This window comes from Flavobacterium endoglycinae (assembly GCF_017352115.1).
Lineage (GTDB): Bacteria > Bacteroidota > Bacteroidia > Flavobacteriales > Flavobacteriaceae > Flavobacterium > Flavobacterium endoglycinae.
In genome coordinates, this window is the sequence record NZ_CP071448.1 from 2,745,714 (window position 1) to 2,765,940 (window position 20,227).

Below are 20,227 nucleotides of genomic sequence, written 5' to 3' on the forward strand. Positions count from 1 at the left end.
ACGTATTTTTGAGACAATGGGTCAACAAGCCGTTTGACTTGGTGAATGCGATAGGATAGGAATTTGAAATTAAGTTACTTTACACTTTCTAAATAACTTGTTTGTGAAACGTCATGTATTAATTGTTTTTAGTCTGCTTTTTTTAGCGTTTTTATTTCCTCAAGAAATAACTGCGCAGTCGCTTCCTGAAAAAAGTGTACCGAAGAGTAAAGCCAAAATCAGTAAAACTGCTGAAGAATTATCGAAATCTTTAGATGAAAACGATGAAGCGAAAATTGCGTTTAATTATGAAAAACTAGCCAATGATTTTCTCAGTAAAGGCGATAATGCAAAAGCAGAAGAATATTTTAAAAGAGCTTTAAATTCGTATACCAAATTAAAACTGACCGAAGATAAAACCCGAGTTACCAGAAGCTTGGCGAAAGTTCAGGAAGACCAGAAAAACTTCGATTCGGCTATAAAAAATTATGAAGCGGCGGGTTCGCTGACCAAAGATGCATCTGAAGAGAAAATAAACCAGAACGATGCAAACCGACTCAGAAATCAATCCAATCCGGCAAGCCAGACCACTTATGTAGATTCGAATATTGAATTGCTGAAAAAGGAAAAAAAAGCCGAAGAAGTCAGTAAAGCGTATGTTCAAAAAGCAGAAAATTCATTGCAGTTAAATGACAAAGCGGTAGCAATTGAAAGTTATAAAAAAGCTTTGAAATACGCTAAAGACAAGCCAGAAGAAGTTAAGATCAAAAATGAAATCGCAAAAGTGTATGTGGCCGATAATCAGTTTGATAAAGCGCTTGCCATTAGCGAAAAACTACTTGCAGATGCCAAAACCAATAACGATTTTACGACCGAAATAAAACAGCTGCAATCGCTGGCGTCGCTTTATTTTGAGAAGAAAGAACCAGAAAAAGCCATTTCGTCTCTAAAAGAAGCTTACAATTTATCTTTTCAAAAAGGAAATTCAACCGAAGCGAGAAAGAGTTTGTCATCTTTAATCAAATATTATAAAACAAAAGGAGAAGACAAGGAAAGTATGGCTTTGTACGAACAGTTTTTTAATAATTTCGAAAAATTAATCAAGTCTGATACGACTTTAATTGATGCCAAAACTTTTCAGATTACGGAAGATAAAATCCGACAGCTTGAAAAGGAAAAAGTTTTAAAGGACGAATTGATTTCGAAAAAAAACTCGTTCAATTACTTTCTTTTAGGATCCATTGGTTTGTTGCTGCTTTTGTTTTTCTTCATCGTAAAAGCGTTGTATTCCATCCGAATTAAAAATAAAGAAATCGCTTTGCAGTCATTGCGCCGTGAAATGAATCCGCATTTTATTTTCAATAGTTTGAACAGTGTCAATCAGTTTATTGCCGAAAATAAAGAATTGGAAGCCAATAAATATTTGACTTCTTATTCGAATTTGATGCGAAATATGATGGAAAATTCCAATAAAGATTTTATTTCGCTGGATAAAGAAGTCGAACAATTAAAGAAGTATCTGGATTTAGAACATTTGCGTTTCCTGGATAAATTCGATTTTGAAATTGTGGTTGATGAGTCGCTCGATACCGAAAGAGTTTTTGTTCCGAATATGATTATGCAGCCACATCTGGAAAATGCTATTTGGCACGGATTACGTTATTTGGATAAAAAAGGCTTTTTATCGCTTCGATTTGAGTACAAAAACGGAAAGATTAATGTGATAATTGAAGACAACGGAATTGGTTTAACCAGAAGCCGTGAACTCAAAACAACCAATCAGAAAATTTACGAATCACGCGGTTTGAACAATACGAAAGAACGAATTGACCTTTTGAATGAATTGTATAAAAAGGATATTTCGTTTTCGATTTCAGAAAAAGAAGCACCAGAATCCGGCACGATTGTTCGAATTGTTTTTCCATTAATTGATAAAATATGATGACTTTGCAGAAAATAAAAAGTGTAATTGTCGAAGATGAATTGGCAGCGCGCGAAGTGCTTAAAAATTATTTAAGCAAATATTGTCCGCAAGTTGAGGTTGTTGGAGAAGCGCAGAATATCAAAGAAGCTGTTCCGTTGTTGCATGACATTAAACCACAGTTGGTTTTTCTAGATGTAGAAATGCCTTTTGGAAATGCTTTTGATGTTTTGGAAGCCTGCAAAGATCTTCAGTTTGAAACCATTTTTGTAACTGCTTTTTCTGAATATTCACTTCGTGCTTTAAACCAAAGTGCGGCTTATTACCTTTTAAAACCAATCAGTATCGAAGAACTGATTATTGCAGTTAATAAAGTGCATCATCAGATTTTAAATCATGAAATTTTCAACCGAAATAAAATCATTGTCGAGAATTTTCACGAGCAGAAACCAGAGAAACAGCAAGTTATTCTGCCAACGTTAGAAGGTTTTGAAGTGGTGAAAATGGAAGATATTGTACGCCTTCGCGGAAATGGAAATTTTACCGATTTGTATTTAAATACTGGAGCCAAGAAAATGGTCTGCCGATTTTTGAAGCATTTTTCAGAAATTTTGCCTTTGCCTTTTATTCGCGTTCACAAATCGCATATTATCAATCTCAATTGTGTAAAATCATATAATAAAGGCGGAATCGTCACCTTAAACGACGGAACAGAAATCGAAGTTTCGCCCACTTACAAAGAAGAGTTTCTTAAAAACTTCAAATAAACTGTGTACATTTTACCGCAAAGAGCGCAAAGATTTTATTTTCAGCTGGACTTACTATAAACGCAAAGTTCGCAAAGCTTTCCGAAAAAAACGTTGCGAACTTTGCGTAATCCTTTGCGAACTTTGCGGTTAAATTTGACAGCAATCGTTACAAATCAAATTCGTCTGTAGACAGAGAATCATTTTGAATGGCAGTGGAATCCGGAACTTTGATTCGTAATAACGAACGTGCATTTCCCGAAATATAAACTGGAAGTCGGCCAATAGTATCATCTGGAATAATAAGACCACGGCGTAACATTAAATTGCTTAAGAATTTTTGATTCTTTACCGCATAATCTTTCAAGTTTCCTTGATCGTTAAACTGATACATGAATTTTCTCGGCTTCGGAATAATGGTTGCTAAATACAAACATTCGTCTAAACTTAAAGCCGCTGGACTTTTCTGGAAGTAAAAATGACTTGCTTCGCCAATTCCGTATACGTTTGGTCCCCATTCGATAATGTTGAAATATACCTCCAGCATTCTTTCTTTGCTTACAATTCGGTTGTTTTCTAGAATATAAACAAGAAGTATTTCTTCCAGCTTTCGCGAAAGCGTCTTTTCACGAGTTAAAAAGACATTTTTGATCAACTGCATGCTGATCGTACTGGCACCTCGAGAGAATTTTTTGGTTCTGATGTTTTTCAGAATAGATTGCTTGAAAGCTTCATTAATAAATCCGCGATGTGAGAAGAAAGATGGATCTTCGGTTGTGAGTACACATTTTCTTAAAAAAGGAGACATTTGGTCTAAAGGCGTATAATTCGGATTGGCATTTCCAACCAAAATTGGCCGCTGTAATACATTTTGAATAATGGCACGATAGACAAATTCGCCGTTTAGTTTATTTAAATCGGCTTCGCCATATTTGGTAATTCGTAAATCCTCTTTGTTCAGTTTACTATCAAAAACAAGCGTGTTCGGTTTGTTTTTATTGAATTTGAAGTCCAGTTTATAATTGAAATTTCCAGTCGCCTGCATTCCTTGAAAATGGGTAAATAAACCATCAGGAAGCGAAACGATAAAATCTTGCGCTTTCATTTTCGGAATATCAACTTTCAAAGTATAAACGGTATCTTTTTCCGTATTATAAGAAATGTAAGGACGCAGTTTTATCTTATTTAACTGCATTGTTGAAGTGCTGTCGATCGAAATGAAATCATCTCCTAATAAAAAACGATAATCGAAACGGGCATTTTTGATGATAACATCTTTGCTCGCGATTTTCGGGTGATTGATTTTTAAATTTACGATAGAAGTAAAACCGTCAAGATGAAACTCACTGCCGCTTTTATCAATATTTTGAACATTCAGACGGATGGAGTCAAAACTTGCTTTTAAATTGTAACGTTCATCCAGATATGGAACACGAATGGCTCCAGTATCTAAATTGAAAAAACGAATATCAGCTTTTTGGTTCCTCGGATCTGCAAATCCTTTTAAGTTCCAGCGCTGATCAAAATCTTTTGCAACAACATGAATGCTTGTTTCTAGCTGTTTGTTGCTTAAAACCAATTTATTTACAGCAATAGAAGTCTTTTTTCCATTGTCGTCAATTTTAAACTGGAAGTTTTCCAAATTCATATCAGTGGGAACCAGATTCAGCAATTTAGAAATGATTCTATAAGCAAAAGCACCGTATTTGCGTTTTTCGTTGGTTTCTGAATCATCTCGGTCTCTTTTTAGGAAAGCATCAAAGTTTTTGATTTTTCCTTTTTTCACTAATTGCACATAACCGTTGTTGATTTTTAAAGTTCCAACCTGAACATCTCCAATTAACAAACTGCTTAAACTGACGCTGGTTTCAAGGTTTTTGATTTTTAAAAGAGTATCAGCATTTTTGGGCACTAATACGACATCTGTAAGTTTAATACTGGATAAGCCGTCAAAAGAAGCTTCTTTAATGGAAAAGTCGCTATTGTAACTCACGGCCATTTTGTGTGTTACTTTGGCAATAGCCTGTTTTAAAAGCGAGTTTCTGAAAAAATATAATGCAATGCAAAGCAGAACCAATATTACAGCCAATATTTTTAAAGCTTTGAATATTTTTTGTTTTGGAAAATTCATAATGTTGAATTTACAATATTTAATTTTTTGAGGGTAGTTTTTCTGCCACGAATTCACGAATTATATTATATTAATTTGTGAATTCGTGGCGAAAAAAAAATCAGCCAAAAAGTATGCTTGCAACATCTTCAATTTTTGCCACAAGCTCAATTTTGATTCCCGTATTTTTTAAAGCTATTTTATTGTATTTTGAAACAAAGATAGTGTCGAAACCTAATTTTTCTGCTTCTTGAATACGCTGGTCAACTCGGTTTACGGGACGAATTTCACCAGAAAGTCCGACTTCGCCAGCAAAACAAAAACCTTTTCCAACCGGAATATCTTCATTTGATGATAAAATCGCAGCGACAACAGCAAGATCAATTGCAGGATCGTCAACAGAAATTCCACCTGTTACATTCAGGAAAACATCTTTTGCACCTAAACGGAAACCAGCTCTTTTTTCAAGAACAGCCAGAATCATATTTAGTCTTTTGGCGTTGTAACCTGTAGTGCTTCTTTGTGGTGTTCCGTAAACGGCTGTGCTGACTAAAGATTGAATTTCGATCATTAACGGACGCATGCCTTCAAGTGTTGTGGCAATGGCAGTTCCTGATAATTCTTCGTCTTTGTGAGAAATTAATATTTCCGACGGATTGCTTACTTCGCGTAAACCACTTCCAAGCATTTCGTAAATTCCAAGTTCAGATGTTGACCCGAAACGGTTTTTCAACGAACGAAGAATTCTATAAATATGATTTCTGTCGCCTTCAAACTGAAGAACCGTATCGACCATATGTTCTAGAATTTTCGGTCCAGCGATATTTCCATCTTTGGTAATATGTCCAATTAAAATAACGGGAATGTTGGTTTCTTTGGCAAACTTGATAAGTTCAGCCGTTGTTTCTCTAATTTGGGAAATACTTCCAGCGGTCGATTCAATGTAATCTGTATGCAGTGTTTGAATCGAATCGATAATGACAATTTCAGGCTGAATGGCTTCAATCTGCTTGAAAATATTTTGTGTTTTAGTTTCGGTCAGGATGTAACAGTTGTCGCTGTTTGGTGTGATTCTTTCAGCACGCATTTTGATCTGCTTCTGACTTTCCTCTCCGGAAACATAAAGCGTTTTGTAGGGTAATTTTAAGGAGATTTGAAGTAAAAGTGTACTTTTTCCAATTCCAGGTTCACCGCCCAGAAGAGTTAAAGATCCAGGAACAATTCCGCCGCCAAGAACACGATTTAATTCGCCGTCAGTTGTATCCATTCGAATTTCCTGTGCCGAATCAATTTCGTTTATTTTTAACGGTCTTGGAGCTTTACTGCTTGAAGTGGGTTCGCTTTTCCAAGCCACTTTTTCCTGCTTCTGAATAATTTCTTCAGCAATAGTATTCCATTCTTTACATGCGTTGCACTGTCCCTGCCATTTGGAGTATTGAGTGCCGCAGTTTTGGCAAAAAAAGGAAGTCTTAACTTTTGACATTATTTGGTTTTTTTAGCAAGCGTATTCATTTCGTCAATTTTCTCATACATCAAATCTTTGTTCAAATCCCCAATTGGCTCCATTTGTGAAGCGTTTTGGTATTTTTTTGAAGCATGTTTCGGATCGCCTTGTTTTTCATACATTAATCCTAATTCATATTCTCCCAACATGGCTTTCGGGTAATTTACATTTCCTATTTCAGCCATTTTCCCTAGTTCGCTGTAAGCATTTCTTTTTAAAATAAGATTCTCTACTACTTTAAAATCGCTCATTCGAACAGGAATCTGAACTCCTAAAACTTCAGACATGTCAGTATATTTTTTTTCTAAATATTCTGCATAACCTTCTTGAAGAACGGCAATTTTATCATTGTATTCAGCAGAATTTATTGGTCTGTAAATTTCAAAAATCTGATACAGCGCACTTGGTATAGAGTGTAAAACTTCTGTGTAATGTGTTGCACCTTTGAATACCTCATATTTATAATTCACTAACGGATTATTAGCAATTTTAATATTTCCGTTTAATTTTTCAATCGGTTCTTTTATTTTTTTGATATCACCTTCTCCAGCAGAAAGGTAATAGAATATTGGTTTTTGTATTTTGGCAAACTTTTCGGCAATACGAACTTCCATTTTTGGGGCCAATTCTGGACTTAAACAGATATAGGCATTGAAAAGCGGAATTTCTTTATACAAATAAAAATTAGCAAAACTTGCTGTTACATCGTGTCCCGCAATAATTCTGAAAGGCGTAGTGCGGTATTTTTTTTCTATATATGGAATAAGTTCGGCACCTATAAATTCGAAAAATTTTGCTCCTTTTTCAAAAGGTAATCCTGCATTTTGATCTATAGTTGTATCATCATAACGTTCTTCGTCTTTATTTTGATGAATTCCAATGATGATCATTTCTGGAATATCATCCCAATATGATCCATAACTTACAGCACCCGAAAACGGATCAAATAAATAATCTCCATCCAATAAATATAAAACTGGATATTTTTTATCTGATTTTGCATCATAAGAAGGAGGAAGTCCAATGGTTATTCTTCTTTCTTCTCCCAGTTTTTCAGATTGAATGTTATCAAATTTTTTCTGGGAAAATACAGATGCGGAAATTAAAATAATCAGCAGGTAAACTTTTTTCATGATTTGTGGCATTTCAGTGAATTAAAAAGTATTGAAAATTGTATGGCAATATAATACTTTATTTGCTTTTTGAGATTTTGGGGATGAAAAAAAGCAATGATTTCTTACGCAGATTTATTTCGATTATGGCAAAAGAAAATCTGTTTGTGCAAAAAATATTTTTTGACAAATGAAGAATAAAAGTAAAGAAAAAGGTTATGTTAACGAATTATCGTTTTCATTAGGAAATATGATCCATGGTTTGAAGGTTTTAGCTTCTTCAAAATCCAAAGTAGCATATGAAATGATAATAATAATATCGTCTTTTTGAACTTTTCTGGCAGCCGGACCGTTAAGGGTAATTTCGCCTGAGTTTTTTTCGCCTTTAATAGCGTAAGTTTCAAAACGCTCTCCATTATTAATGTTAACAATAGATACTTTCTCGCCTTCAATAATGTTTGAGGCTTCGAGCAGAGTTTCATCAATAGTAATACTGCCAATATAGTTCAAATCGGCTCCAGTTACTTTAACTCGATGAATTTTTGATTTTATAACTTGAATTTGCATGCAGCAAAGGTAATTTAATTTAATGAAATGGTGTCTATTAACCTTATAGAATTAACAAATACCGCTATAAAGGCGCGGTAGTTTTTGTCTTTTATCTTATGATCGATAGGTAATAATGTAGATTCGTCAGCAATTACAAAATATTCAAGTTCGAATGTTTCGTTGTCTTTAAAAGCATTTTCTACAAATTTGATGGTTTCCTCAGGTGTACTGTTTTGGAATATTTCTTTGGCTTCGGTCAGGGTTTTATAAATGATCGACGCTTCTTTTCTTTCTTCGGGAGTCAAACGTTCGTTTCGAGAACTCATCGCCAGCTGATTATCTTCTCTAAAAATAGGACAGCCTACAATATGTACCGGAAGATTGTTTTTCTCAACTAGTTTTTTAACAATTTGAAGTTGCTGGAAATCTTTTTCTCCAAAATAAGCATTGGTCGGAGTTACGATTTCGAATAATCGTTTTACAATTGTTCCCACACCATTAAAATGTCCTGGTCTAAATTTTCCTTCCATCTGATTTTCCAAACCATCAAAATCAAATGTCTGCGAAACAGTATGTCCTTCATAAATGTCATCGACAGTAGGAGCATAAAGAATCATTTTGTCGCTTAAACCTCTCATTTTCTTTACATCTTCTTCAAGAGTACGAGGGTATTTTTCTAAATCTTCAGGATTATTAAACTGTGTTGGGTTTACGAATATACTTACAACTGTGTCGTCGTTTTCTTTAAGTGATCGCTGCATTAGAGCTAGGTGCCCTTGGTGTAAAGCTCCCATGGTTGGGACAAATCCAATGGTTGAATTTGCGGTTTTGATAGTTTTTAAATACGCTATCAACGCTGCTTTACTGTAGAAAATATGCATGGCGGTATTATTAAAATTTAGTGCAAACATAATATATTAGTTATAAACTGCATAAAATTTTGTAATTTTGCGACGTTTTTATTACCAAAAATTAAGTAAAATACTATTATGAAAGATAAGAGGATATTGTACGTATCATCTGAAGTCGTGCCATATTTGGCTGAAAATGAGGTTTCTTTAATGTCTTATGACGTTCCTAAAATGATTAATGATCAGGGTGGACAAATAAGAATTTTCATGCCAAGATATGGAAATATCAACGAGAGAAGACATCAATTGCATGAGGTGATTAGACTTTCAGGGATGAATTTGGTAGTGAATGACTTAGATATGCCATTGATTATTAAAGTAGCTTCAATTCCTAAAGAAAGAATTCAGGTTTACTTTATTGATAACGATGAATATTTTAAACGCAAAGCTACTTTTGCTGATGAAGAAGGTGTCTTGTATCCTGATAATGACGAACGCGCCATCTTTTTTGCAAAAGGTGTAGTCGAAACTGTAAAAAAATTAAACTGGGTTCCGGATATTATTCACGTTCACGGATGGCTTGCGGCTATGCTTCCAATTTACATGAAGCATTACTACAAAAACGAAGCATTATTTAATGATACTAAAATCATTACTTCAGTTTATGGTCAATCTTTTGATGAAAATTTAGATCTAGAGATGATCAACAAAGTTAAATTTGATGGTGTGCCGCACGAATCTGTGGCGGATCTCGAGGTACCAAATTATGAGAATATTTTAAAAGCGAGTATCCTGCATTCTGATGGTGTAGTAATTGCCTCACCAAATGTTTCTTCAAGTTTAACAAAATTTATAGAATCTTCAGGAAAACCTTTTTTACCTTTCGCCACGAAAGATGCATTCGCTGAAGCGTATACAAATTTCTATAGAACGTTTGGTCTTTAAAATTTAACTTTATTATTAAATATGTATAATACTTCTTTTTTTAAGAAAATTCTATTTGCTGCAACAGTTGTTCTTTTTTGTTCTTGCGATAAAGATTTTAATGCGATTGGTGATGATTTGATTGGTGATGATCATTTTGGTCTTGAGTCTGAAAAGTATGATGTGGTGGCCTATAATCAAGAGGTAACACCAGTTCAGTCAAATTCTCTAACTATAAATAAATTAGGAATTTACGAAGATCCAGTTTTTGGAACCACAACAGCGAATTATAATACACAAGTAACACTTTCTGCTTATGCTCCTTCAATTGGAGAAGAGCCTGTAATTAAGAATGTAATTTTAAGTATTCCATACTTCAGCCATACTATATCTGTGAATGAAAAAGGAGGATATAATTATCAATTAGATTCAATTTATGGTACTCCAGCAGATAAAGGAAGGCTTGATTTGAGTATTTATGAGTCTACTTATCAAATGAGAAGTTCTTATTATGATAACGGAAGTCAGTTGACACAAATGTATTATACGGATCAAACTCCGGATTTTGAAGGTCATTTAGGGGTAAAGCTAAACGATTCTACCGATGTAAAACAAAACACTAAATTCTTTTTTGATGTAGCACAAAAGAAGGATTCTACTTATGATGATTCATCTAAAAAATATACATATACATATTCAGCTCCTGAAATGCGTTTAAATTTGAATAAGGCATTTTTTCAAGATAAAATTTTAAAAGCCGCTGCTTCAAAACTTTCTGCAGCCGATGTTTTTCAGGAATATTTCAGAGGATTATACTTTAAAGTAGCAAAATCTGGAGCAGATCCTGTAAATATGGCTTTGCTAGATTTTTCAAAAGGAAAAATTACCATTAATTATAAAGCTAAAACTGATATCACGACAGATGGTGATACTAAAGAAAACCGTTCAATTGTAATTAATCTAACGGGAAGCAATGTTAACCTTCTTCAGGAAGTTAAAAAAACGGAATACCAAGATGCATTAACAGCAAGAAATAAAACAACAGGTGATTCAAGATTGTACTTAAAAGGAGGGCAAGGTTCGCTTGCAGTTATTGAGCTGAATGATTTTGCTTCTAAATTAAAAGAAATCAGAGATAATGGCTGGAAAGTAAACGAAGCTAATTTAGTTTTTAATATAGATGCCACTAAAATGAATGCTGTTGGTACAGATAATATCAAGGCTAAAGAGCCAAAAAGGGTTTATTTGTACGACCTCACTAATAATGTTCCTATTTTAGATTATACTTCAGATGGAAGCTCGAGTATTACTACCGATTCAAGAATGTCAAAAGTAGTCTACGGAGGTATTATAAATGTTGATGCCACGACTAAAAGAGGAACCAGTTATAAAATCAGACTTACAAATCATATTCGTAATCTAATAAAAACAACAACGGCAACTAATGTAAAATTAGGATTGGTTGTTATGGATGACATCAGTCTTGTAACTTCAAACAAGCTGAAGCTTAAAAATGATGTCATTTCTGAAGTACCGAGAGCATCAGTAGTCAATCCGTCGGGAACCATTTTATTTGGTAATAACATTCCTGCTGGAGACTCTAATTACGATAAGAGACTGAGACTCGAGGTTTACTATACGAAACCAAATTAATAATAAATATATGTGTGGAATTGTTGGGTATATCGGTCATCGAGATGCTTATCCTATTGTAATAAAAGGATTAAAGCGTCTTGAGTACAGAGGATATGATAGTGCCGGCGTTATGTTGTATGACGAAACAGGTATTAAACTCTGTAAAACAAAAGGAAAAGTTTCTGATCTAGAAACTAAAGCAAGTGATAATTTAACAACAAGCGGCAATATTGGAATTGGACATACGCGTTGGGCGACGCACGGTGTACCAAATGATGTGAACTCCCATCCACATCTTTCAAATTCTGGCGACTTAGTAATTATCCACAACGGAATTATCGAAAATTATGCACCTCTTAAAGAAGAATTAATCAAAAGAGGTTACACTTTTAAATCTGATACTGATACAGAGGTTTTAGTTAATTTAATAGAAGAAGTTCAAAAGAAAGAAAATATTAAATTAGGTAAAGCAGTTCAGATTGCTTTAAATCAGGTTGTAGGTGCTTATGCGATTGCGGTATTCGACAAAAAAAATCCAAACGAAATTGTAGCGGCAAGATTAGGAAGCCCATTAGCAATTGGAGTAGGAGAAGGCGAATATTTCATTGCTTCTGATGCATCTCCATTTATCGAATATACTTCGAATGCGGTATATCTTGAAGATGGTGAAATGGCAAATATCAGATTACACAAGCCGCTTAAAATTAGAAAAATTAAAGATGATTCTTTAGTAGATCCTTATATCCAGGAACTTCAAATGAATTTGGAGCAAATCGAAAAAGGAGGTTATGACCACTTTATGCTTAAAGAAATCTATGAGCAGCCAAGTGTAATTAAAGATACTTACAGAGGAAGACTTCATGCCAATGAAGGAATTGTTCAAATGGCAGGTGTTGAAGATAATCTTGAAAAATTCTTAAATGCGCAAAGAATATTAATCGTAGCTTGTGGTACTTCATGGCACGCAGGTTTGGTTGCTGAATATATTTTTGAAGAATTTACGCGTATTCCAGTTGAAGTAGAATATGCTTCTGAATTTAGATACAGAAACCCAATCATTAATAAAAATGATGTAGTTATTGCGATTTCTCAATCTGGGGAAACGGCAGATACTATGGCGGCGATTAAATTAGCAAAAGAAAACGGCGCATTTGTTTTTGGCGTTTGCAACGTAGTAGGTTCATCTATTTCAAGAGAAAGCCATGCAGGTGCTTATACACATGCAGGTCCAGAAATTGGAGTAGCTTCTACTAAAGCTTTCACCACACAGATTACTGTTTTGGCTATGATTGCGCTTCGATTAGGAAAAGCAAAAGGAACGTTATCAAATCCTGATTTCCATGCTTATTTACAGGAATTAGAATTAATTCCAGAAAAAGTAGGCGAGGCTTTAGGGACAAATGACAGAGCAAAAGAAATTGCAGCAGCATTTAAAGATGCGCCAAACTGTTTATATTTAGGTAGAGGATATAATTTTCCAGTTGCTTTAGAAGGTGCTTTAAAATTAAAAGAGATCTCGTATATTCACGCAGAGGGATATCCGGCAGCTGAGATGAAACACGGTCCAATTGCTTTAATTGATGAGCATATGCCAGTTATTGTAATTGCTCCGAAACAAGGGCATTATGATAAAATCGTAAGTAACATTCAGGAAATTAAGTCGCGAAGTGGAAAAATTATTGCTGTTGTTACTAAAGGGGATATTCAAGTTCGTGAATTAGCGGATTATGTAATCGAAATTCCAGAAACTTCAGATGCATTGTCACCACTTATTACGACAATCCCATTGCAATTGCTTTCATATTATATTGCAGTTATGAGAGGATGTAATGTCGATCAGCCTCGTAACTTGGCAAAATCAGTTACCGTAGAATAGTAATTATATAAACTATATATGTTAAAAAAGCGAGATTTAGGTCTCGCTTTTTTTTTTGCTATAATTTTGTTTAACATAAAATTTGTAAGATATAGTATATATTTATATGTTTGTAGGAAATATTTTAAATTTTTATATTTCATGTGCAAATATCTACCAATTGTTTTATTCCTTTTTTGCTTTTCAGTTTCGTCACAATCTAAGCTGAAATTTAATTACGATGCTGCCGGAAATCAGATTCTAAGGGAGTTATGTCTATCTGGTTGCGGGCTTACTGCTAAACAAGAAATTAAAGAAATCGAAGCATTAACCGATGATGATTTACTTAAGTTTTCGCCAGAAGATGTGATTTCATACTACCCAAACCCTGTAAGAGAAGAATTGTTTTTACAATGGGAACTTACTGATAATAGATATGTGTCTTCTATACATATTTATACTATAACAGGTCAATTATTACGCTCATTTCAGCTAACACAAAGCACTAATAACCTCAATATTGCTTTTCAGAATTATGCAGTTGGAATGTATCTGGTTATGCTTTCGTACAATGACGGGGGAGAAAAGTCTATTAAAATAATTAAACAATAAGTTGGTAGTATGAAGAAGTTTTATTTTGTCTTTTTATTTTTATTAGCTGGTTTATGGGTTTCGGGACAATCTACAGAAGTAGGAGTTACTGAAGGAGAGTTGTCTGTTTCGTTAACTGGTGCAGCAAATTATACAATTCCAATTGCAGTTCCTCCAGGGATTAATGGAGTAGTACCACAAATAAACTTAGTATATAATAGTCAGGGAGGGAATGGTGTTGCAGGTTATGGCTGGAATATTTCTGGTATTTCAAGTATTTCAAGAATTCCAGCGACTAAATTTCATGATGGAGTTATTGATCCTGTTGATTTTAATGTTTTAGATCGTTTTGCTTTAGATGGGCAGCGCTTAATAATTAAGAATGGAACAAACGGGGTTTACGGAGCTAATGGAACAGTTTATGAAACTGAAAGTTTTTCTAATATAAAAATAACATCTTTTGGTGTTCATCCAAGTGGAGCAAATTACGGTCCTGCTTATTTTTTGGTTGAGTATCCGGACGGTTCTAAAGCGTATTATGGCAATTCTTCAGATTCTAGATCTGTAACAGAGTGGGCAATTACGTATTGGGAGAATTCTCAACAGGTGAGAATAAGCTATGATTATTCTGCATCAGATAATACATTTAATAATGTATTAAATATAACATCCATAAAATATGGTAGTATTGCAACTGAAACACCTATAAATCTAATTAGATTTAAATATGATGCACGAAAACGTATTGAACAATCTTATGTGGGTGGAATCAGTATTAAAAGTAACACCATATTAAAGGAAATTAATATAATAGGTAATGGAACTGGTTTTCGAAATTATGTGTTAAAGCAAGAAGAAACTTCTTTAAATTATGAGATGTTAAAAAGTATTACAGAAAAATCAGGAGATAATATCAAGAGTTATAATCCAACTATATTTAGCTATGATGATACTGTCAATAGTAGTCCTTTAAAAGCGAGTATTTCTGCCACATTGGGATGGTCAGGATTAAATAATTTGAACACGGACTACATATCTGGTGATTTTAATGATGATGGAAAGACCGATTTTTTATTGTATTCAAAGACAGCTGGACTAAGAGATAAGTATACAATATATTCGAATATTGTTTCAGGAACACTTAATACTGGTAAACAAGATGTTGTTGGTTCTTTTGAAAATATTTTTCCTGCTTCTTTTTTAAGTCAAGATAATAAAATGTTACCTCAAGGATGGATGATTGTAAAGAAAAACGATACTAAATGCACATTTTCTCTATATGGTGTAGGATCAACTTCACCTACTTATAAACATTATGAAAAGGAATTTGATTTTAGTAAAACTGTAACAAAAGAATCTAACTGGTCTTATTGTAATCCTACTGATTATAAAGGCGTAATTACAGAAAACGTTCCTGTTGACTATTATAGCGGCGATTTTAATGGCGATGGTCTTACAGATGTTATTTCAATAGAAAGAAGCTTTTATTATGATATGAAGGTCTGTAATTTTGGAAATCGCACAACAGAATACCAAAGAACTCTTTATCAGGGCGGCACTGTGTATTTTTTTGATCTGGACAGAAGAATTGCCAATAATAAAGCAGATAATATTGGAAGTATAAAATTAAATGGAACGGCAAATACGAAAATTTTTATAGCTGATTTTAATGGTGATGGCAAATCTGACATTTACGTGTTAGATACAAATTTTGTAAAGGTTTATGGTTTTAATAAAGATAACAAACTAGTTCTGTTAAGCGAAAATACAATAGCAGATACAGGTATTGTTTTGGATAGACCAATTTTATTAGGAGATTATAATGGTGATGGAAAGATTGATTTTGTAATTCCAAATGAATTAAATAAAGATAGTTGGAATTTTTATCTTGCGACAGGTGTATCATTTAAAAAAATTAATACTTCTATAGGGATACTTTATGAATATGGAAATTTAAACTATTATGAAGTTAAAGGGAATGATGGTGTTGTAAGGTATCCATATAGTTTAAAAGAGAGTACCTATATTGCAAATGATTATAATGGAGATGGAAAAACTGATATTTTATATCAGCAAAATTTAACCACTGCCCAAGATGGATTTTTTGGAAAAACAGGATCTCCAATAGTAACAAAATTAATTTTGTTTGAAAATATAAAAGTAACTGATAGTGAAGTCATGTTTTCTCCTATTGATGCTCCTGAGGAATTTTCAGGAATAGGAAGAAACTCTATTCCTATATTCACAAATCATAATCAGATAAATCAGAATTTGGAATACAGTGTGATTTACGATAATATGATTAAATCTTTTAAAAGTCCAAAAGACAGTAGGGAAGATGTTTTGTTAAAAGGAATTACCAATGGAAATAAGGTAAAGGAAACAATCACTTACAAACCGTTAAAACAAGATCCTTATGAGCCTGTTTATACACCAACTTCATTAGTAGAAACTTTCCCCAATATAGATGTTATAACTGCACCAGGTTTCAGAATCGTTTCAATGTTAGCGAAGCAGAGTGAAGATGTCGATAAAAAGCAACTTTATTTTTACTCAGGTGCAGTTTCAAATGCCGAGGGGCTTGGTTTTCTTGGCTTTCGCTCCACTTCAAAAACCAATTGGCATCAAGATGATTCTCAAATAATATCAACGATTTTTAAATTTGATACTAATTTAAGAGGAGCTAATGTAGAGAATTACACTGTATTAGGATTGCATATGCCTCTTATATATAATCGAAATGCAATTAATACTCCCAATACCATTGTAAAAGACAATAATTATAACGTATCAGGGATAGAAAACCTATTGGCTACCCAAAGTATAGTTTTAAAACCAAATACTTGGATTAAAGCAGGAAGTACTTTTTCTGCAAAAATTAATGAAGATGCCAATATGGGAACTTCAACAAATACACCAACAAATTTTATAACAAAATCACTTTTGTCGTATGAAAGCGAATTGCTGTCTAATAAAGTGTTCAAAATTAAAAATAATAAAACCAAACAGTTTAATGGTTTAGAAAATACAGGAAGCGAAACGACAACAGAATATGATAATTATAATAATCCTTTAAAGTCTGTCACCTTATTAAAAGAAGGTGGATCTACTATTCAAACCACAGTTTCTAATTTGAGTTATGTTGCTTCTTCATCAACTCCTTATGTTGTAGGAAGACCAGCTGGCAAAAATCAGAGCATAACGATTTCAGGAGATGTAATGACAACGGAAGAATCATACACATTCTCAAACAGTTTGTTAACCCAAGTTAAAAAGAAAGGGACTAATACAGATTATATTACAGAAGATAATGTATATGACACATATGGTAACGTCGTTAAAAAAACTATTACAGCAGTAGGTTTGACGTCTAGAGTTACTAGTTATGATTATGATTCTTCTGGTCGATTTTTGATTAAAAGTACTGATGTAGAAGGATTGTCTACAAGTTATGATTATAATTTGAGCAATGGACTAGTAAAGTCTGATACAAATCCGTTTGGATTAAAAACTACATATGATTACGATTCCTGGTTTAGAAAAACCAAAACGACAGATTATTTAGGAAAAATTCAAAGTTATGTTTATACACGTAATAATGAACGAACCGTTATTACGACAAGTGCTGATGATGGAAGTGCAAGTGAAGAAACTTTTGATGACTTGGGTAGAAAAATAAAATCTGGATCAAAAGATATTAATGGAACATTTTCATATGTCTCGTATTTGTATGATATTTACGATAGAAATTACAAAGTAAGCGAGCCCTATTTTGGTTCATCGCCGACGCAATGGAATGAAGTTAAATTTGATCAGTATGGCAGAAATAGTGAAAGTATATCTTTTACAGGTAAAACTACCAGTATAACGTATTCAGGTCTAACCACAAAAGTGGACGATGGTACAAAAACAAAATCTACCATTAAAAATGCTATTGGCAATGTAGTTTCTATGACAGATACTCCAGGAGGCACTATTAAATATATTTATTTTGCAAACAGGAATTTGAAAGAGTCTGAATATAATGGTGCTAAAACTACTATGTTACAAGATGGTTGGGGCAGAAAAGTAGAATTAAAAGACCCATCTGCGGGAATTTATAGATATGATTATAACAGTTTTGGAGAAATAATAAAAGAAACTACACCAAATGGAATAACAAGTTATACTCTTGACGGAACGGGTAAACTAACTCAAAAAACAATATTAGGTACAAATACTAATTGTAAAACGACGTATACATACGACTCTAATTCGAAATTGCTTTTAAAATCGAAGTTCGAAGATTTAAGTAATGGAACCAATACAATCATAAACGAATACACTTATGATAATTATAAAAGAATTACTAAAACAATAGAAACAACTCCATTTGCCGTTTTTACCAAAGAAGTCACTTATGATGCTTTTGGAAGAGTAGAAACAGAAACTTCAATAGCTTCTGCTGGAGGCAAATCAAACAGTAATACAATAAAAAATGTTTATAAAAATGGTGCGCACTGGCAAATACTAGACAATTCAAATAGCGTCGTTTTATGGCAGGTTAATACTGTAAATGCAAGAGGGCAATTGCTCACAGCACAAAATGGTCCTACAACAATTACAAATAAATATGATAATTACGGACTAGCTTCGCAATTTAAGTATAACAAAACATCTGGATCTACAAATATCCTAACATTGGATTTTGTATTTGATGAAAAATTAGGCAATTTAACAAGTAGAACAAATAGTTTGTTTAACAAAACCGAAAGTTTTAAGTACGATACTCAAGATCGTTTAACCGAATTTACCAATGTAAAGGGGGTTCAAGAAAAACAACTTTATGATGATTTAGGAAGAATAACCCAGAATAATATGGGGACTTATAATTATACAATAAAGGATAAACCCTATCAAAACAACTCAATTAATCCCACAATTGAGGCAGAGACATATTACACAACTAAACCAACACAAAGTATTTCATATAATGCTTTTAAATGCCCTGTGCAAATTGAAGAAAAAGGAATAGACAAAATAAGTTTTAATTATAATGATCTAAACGGTAGAACCGCTATGTTTTATGGTGGCTTGCAAGACGATAAAGTTCAAAGACCATTACATAAATATTATTCTGCCGATGGCACAATGGAAATCAAGCAGAATATAGCAACTGGTGTTTTTGAGTTTGTTACTTATATTGGCGGTGATGGATATACTGCACCAATTGTCATAAAGCATAATGGAACATCTAAAAGTTATTTATACCTGCAAAGAGATTATCAAGGCAGTATTTTATCCATTGCTGATGCAAATGGCGCAGTATTAGAAAAACGATTATTTGATGCTTGGGGCGCTATTGTAAGTGTAAAAGATGGCGCAGGAAATATACTGACAGGTTTAACAGTTTTAGACCGTGGTTATACAGGTCACGAGCACTTGCAGAGTGTTGGGCTTATAAATATGAACGGACGTTTATATGACCCTAAATTACATCGTTTTTTACAGCCCGATAATTTTGTGCAGGATCCATTTAATACACAAAATTATAATAGGTACGGATATGTTTTGAACAACCCACTAAAATTTACAGATTATAGCGGGGAGAAATTTAAACTAAGCTTTAATGATATTTTTGCGGGTATTGAAATAATAGCCGGAACAGCATTGACTATATTTACTGCAGGAACAGGTGCTGTGGTAGGTGCTGGATTAATTGCGGCGGGTGTTGGACATTTTGCAGCAACTTACAATGAGTTTAAACAAACTGGAGATTGGGGCGCCGCTTCTAAAAATTCAGGTGTATTTTTTAATATATCTTTCAAGACAGATTTTGGCTATGGAGATTCTAAAGATAAGCAGAATGGTATTGCTCAAAATATGCCTTTTTCTAATGATGATTATATTGATATAACTGAAAGTAATAAAAAAGGGGGAGGTTTAGAAAACAATACGATTCCGTGTGTAATATGCCATCATACTTTAGATAGAGGAGAAATTTTTCAATCGGAGTTAATGGAATCACAATCAAAATTCGTAAATGGGGCGCTAAATACAACGTTTGGAGTTGTTGGAACAATTGGTGCTGTAGCTGCAATTCCAGAAACTGGCGGAGGATCTGGACTTGCATTAAGTTTGACAATTGGGCAGACCTCAATTGGCATAACTCAAATGGCAGATTCTTTTAATGAAAGACCAAATGAGATTCTTCATAATTATTCAACAGTTCCCGGTTTAATAGCAGGTCAAAGAGGTAGCAAATACGCCACTATGATAGATTTTACTTCTGCATGGATTACTGGAAGTGTAAATTCGCGTTATTTTCTTGGAAATACTTCAGGACTATTAGATTCTGGAAGAGGTCTATACTATGGAAGAAATGTTTTATATAATGGAATCTCAATCTATAGTACCACAAGTACTATTAATAGTGGTTATTTACTTTATGATAATAAGAAAAAATAGTAG

At 33.5% G+C, this 20,227-nt stretch carries 12 protein-coding genes; 7 read left to right on the top strand and 5 right to left on the bottom strand.

What is annotated here, in order from left to right; genetic code table 11:
• The first annotated feature begins 103 nt into the window (after positions 1-103).
• Together J0383_RS12020 and J0383_RS12025 are read left to right on the top strand one after the other, a co-directional pair.
• On the top strand, positions 104-1,921 hold the full coding sequence (locus tag J0383_RS12020; RefSeq protein ID WP_207298619.1) for a tetratricopeptide repeat-containing sensor histidine kinase: 1,818 nt from the start codon (positions 104-106) through the stop codon (positions 1,919-1,921).
• The gene (locus J0383_RS12025) at positions 1,921-2,667 is read left to right on the top strand and encodes a LytR/AlgR family response regulator transcription factor (RefSeq protein ID WP_207298692.1); all 747 of its coding nucleotides are present in this window, start codon (positions 1,921-1,923) and stop codon (positions 2,665-2,667) included. Before J0383_RS12020 ends, J0383_RS12025 begins: the two co-directional genes overlap by 1 nt.
• A 148-nt stretch (positions 2,668-2,815) precedes the next feature.
• Here J0383_RS12025 and J0383_RS12030 read toward each other — a convergent pair whose 3' ends face one another.
• The 5 genes from J0383_RS12030 to panC all read right to left on the bottom strand — a co-directional run bounded on the left by J0383_RS12030 (position 2,816) and on the right by panC (position 8,832).
• Positions 2,816-4,777, bottom strand: a complete 1,962-nt coding sequence (locus tag J0383_RS12030; protein ID WP_207298620.1) for a transglycosylase domain-containing protein — start codon at positions 4,775-4,777, stop codon at positions 2,816-2,818.
• Positions 4,778-4,877: 100 nt separating this feature from the next.
• Positions 4,878-6,239 (bottom strand): DNA repair protein RadA, encoded by a 1,362-nt coding sequence (radA, locus tag J0383_RS12035; RefSeq protein ID WP_207298621.1) that lies wholly within the window; start codon positions 6,237-6,239, stop codon positions 4,878-4,880.
• Positions 6,239-7,393, bottom strand: a complete 1,155-nt coding sequence (locus J0383_RS12040) for an alpha/beta hydrolase (RefSeq protein ID WP_207298622.1) — start codon at positions 7,391-7,393, stop codon at positions 6,239-6,241. Before J0383_RS12040 ends, radA begins: the two co-directional genes overlap by 1 nt.
• 195 nt (positions 7,394-7,588) lie before the next feature.
• Positions 7,589-7,939 (bottom strand): aspartate 1-decarboxylase, encoded by a 351-nt coding sequence (gene panD / locus J0383_RS12045; protein WP_008465481.1) that lies wholly within the window; start codon positions 7,937-7,939, stop codon positions 7,589-7,591.
• A gap of 14 nt (positions 7,940-7,953) precedes the next feature.
• Positions 7,954-8,832: a pantoate--beta-alanine ligase gene (gene panC, locus J0383_RS12050; protein WP_207298623.1), complete on the bottom strand. Its 879-nt coding sequence runs from the start codon at positions 8,830-8,832 to the stop codon at positions 7,954-7,956.
• A gap of 78 nt (positions 8,833-8,910) precedes the next feature.
• Between panC and J0383_RS12055 the strand changes: the two genes are divergently transcribed.
• From J0383_RS12055 to J0383_RS12075, 5 genes are all read left to right on the top strand, one after another.
• The gene (locus tag J0383_RS12055) at positions 8,911-9,717 is read left to right on the top strand and encodes a glycogen/starch synthase (RefSeq protein ID WP_207298624.1); all 807 of its coding nucleotides are present in this window, start codon (positions 8,911-8,913) and stop codon (positions 9,715-9,717) included.
• Between the two features lie 21 nt (positions 9,718-9,738).
• Positions 9,739-11,349 carry a DUF4270 domain-containing protein gene (locus tag J0383_RS12060; RefSeq protein ID WP_207298625.1) on the top strand — a complete coding sequence of 537 codons (1,611 nt, stop codon included), beginning with the start codon at positions 9,739-9,741 and terminating at the stop codon, positions 11,347-11,349.
• A gap of 10 nt (positions 11,350-11,359) precedes the next feature.
• Positions 11,360-13,207, top strand: coding sequence for a glutamine--fructose-6-phosphate transaminase (isomerizing) (gene glmS / locus J0383_RS12065; protein ID WP_207294299.1), 1,848 nt, complete (start codon positions 11,360-11,362; stop codon positions 13,205-13,207).
• Between the two features lie 141 nt (positions 13,208-13,348).
• Positions 13,349-13,798: a T9SS type A sorting domain-containing protein gene (locus J0383_RS12070; protein ID WP_207294300.1), complete on the top strand. Its 450-nt coding sequence runs from the start codon at positions 13,349-13,351 to the stop codon at positions 13,796-13,798.
• Between the two features lie 9 nt (positions 13,799-13,807).
• Positions 13,808-20,224 (top strand): RHS repeat-associated core domain-containing protein, encoded by a 6,417-nt coding sequence (locus J0383_RS12075; protein WP_207294301.1) that lies wholly within the window; start codon positions 13,808-13,810, stop codon positions 20,222-20,224.
• Positions 20,225-20,227: the final 3 nt, after the last annotated feature.

Excerpts from the sequence above, each read along its gene's own strand:
- J0383_RS12025 (WP_207298692.1), top strand. The coding sequence starts at position 1,921 with ATGACTTTGCAGAAAATAAAAAGTGTAATTGTCGAAGATGAATTGGCA.
- J0383_RS12030 (WP_207298620.1), bottom strand. The coding sequence starts at position 4,777 with ATGAATTTTCCAAAACAAAAAATATTCAAAGCTTTAAAAATATTGGCT.
- radA (WP_207298621.1), bottom strand. The coding sequence starts at position 6,239 with ATGTCAAAAGTTAAGACTTCCTTTTTTTGCCAAAACTGCGGCACTCAA.
- J0383_RS12040 (WP_207298622.1), bottom strand. The coding sequence starts at position 7,393 with ATGAAAAAAGTTTACCTGCTGATTATTTTAATTTCCGCATCTGTATTT.
- panD (WP_008465481.1), bottom strand. The coding sequence starts at position 7,939 with ATGCAAATTCAAGTTATAAAATCAAAAATTCATCGAGTTAAAGTAACT.
- panC (WP_207298623.1), bottom strand. The coding sequence starts at position 8,832 with ATGTTTGCACTAAATTTTAATAATACCGCCATGCATATTTTCTACAGT.
- J0383_RS12055 (WP_207298624.1), top strand. The coding sequence starts at position 8,911 with ATGAAAGATAAGAGGATATTGTACGTATCATCTGAAGTCGTGCCATAT.
- J0383_RS12060 (WP_207298625.1), top strand. The coding sequence starts at position 9,739 with ATGTATAATACTTCTTTTTTTAAGAAAATTCTATTTGCTGCAACAGTT.
- glmS (WP_207294299.1), top strand. The coding sequence starts at position 11,360 with ATGTGTGGAATTGTTGGGTATATCGGTCATCGAGATGCTTATCCTATT.
- J0383_RS12070 (WP_207294300.1), top strand. The coding sequence starts at position 13,349 with ATGTGCAAATATCTACCAATTGTTTTATTCCTTTTTTGCTTTTCAGTT.
- J0383_RS12075 (WP_207294301.1), top strand. The coding sequence starts at position 13,808 with ATGAAGAAGTTTTATTTTGTCTTTTTATTTTTATTAGCTGGTTTATGG.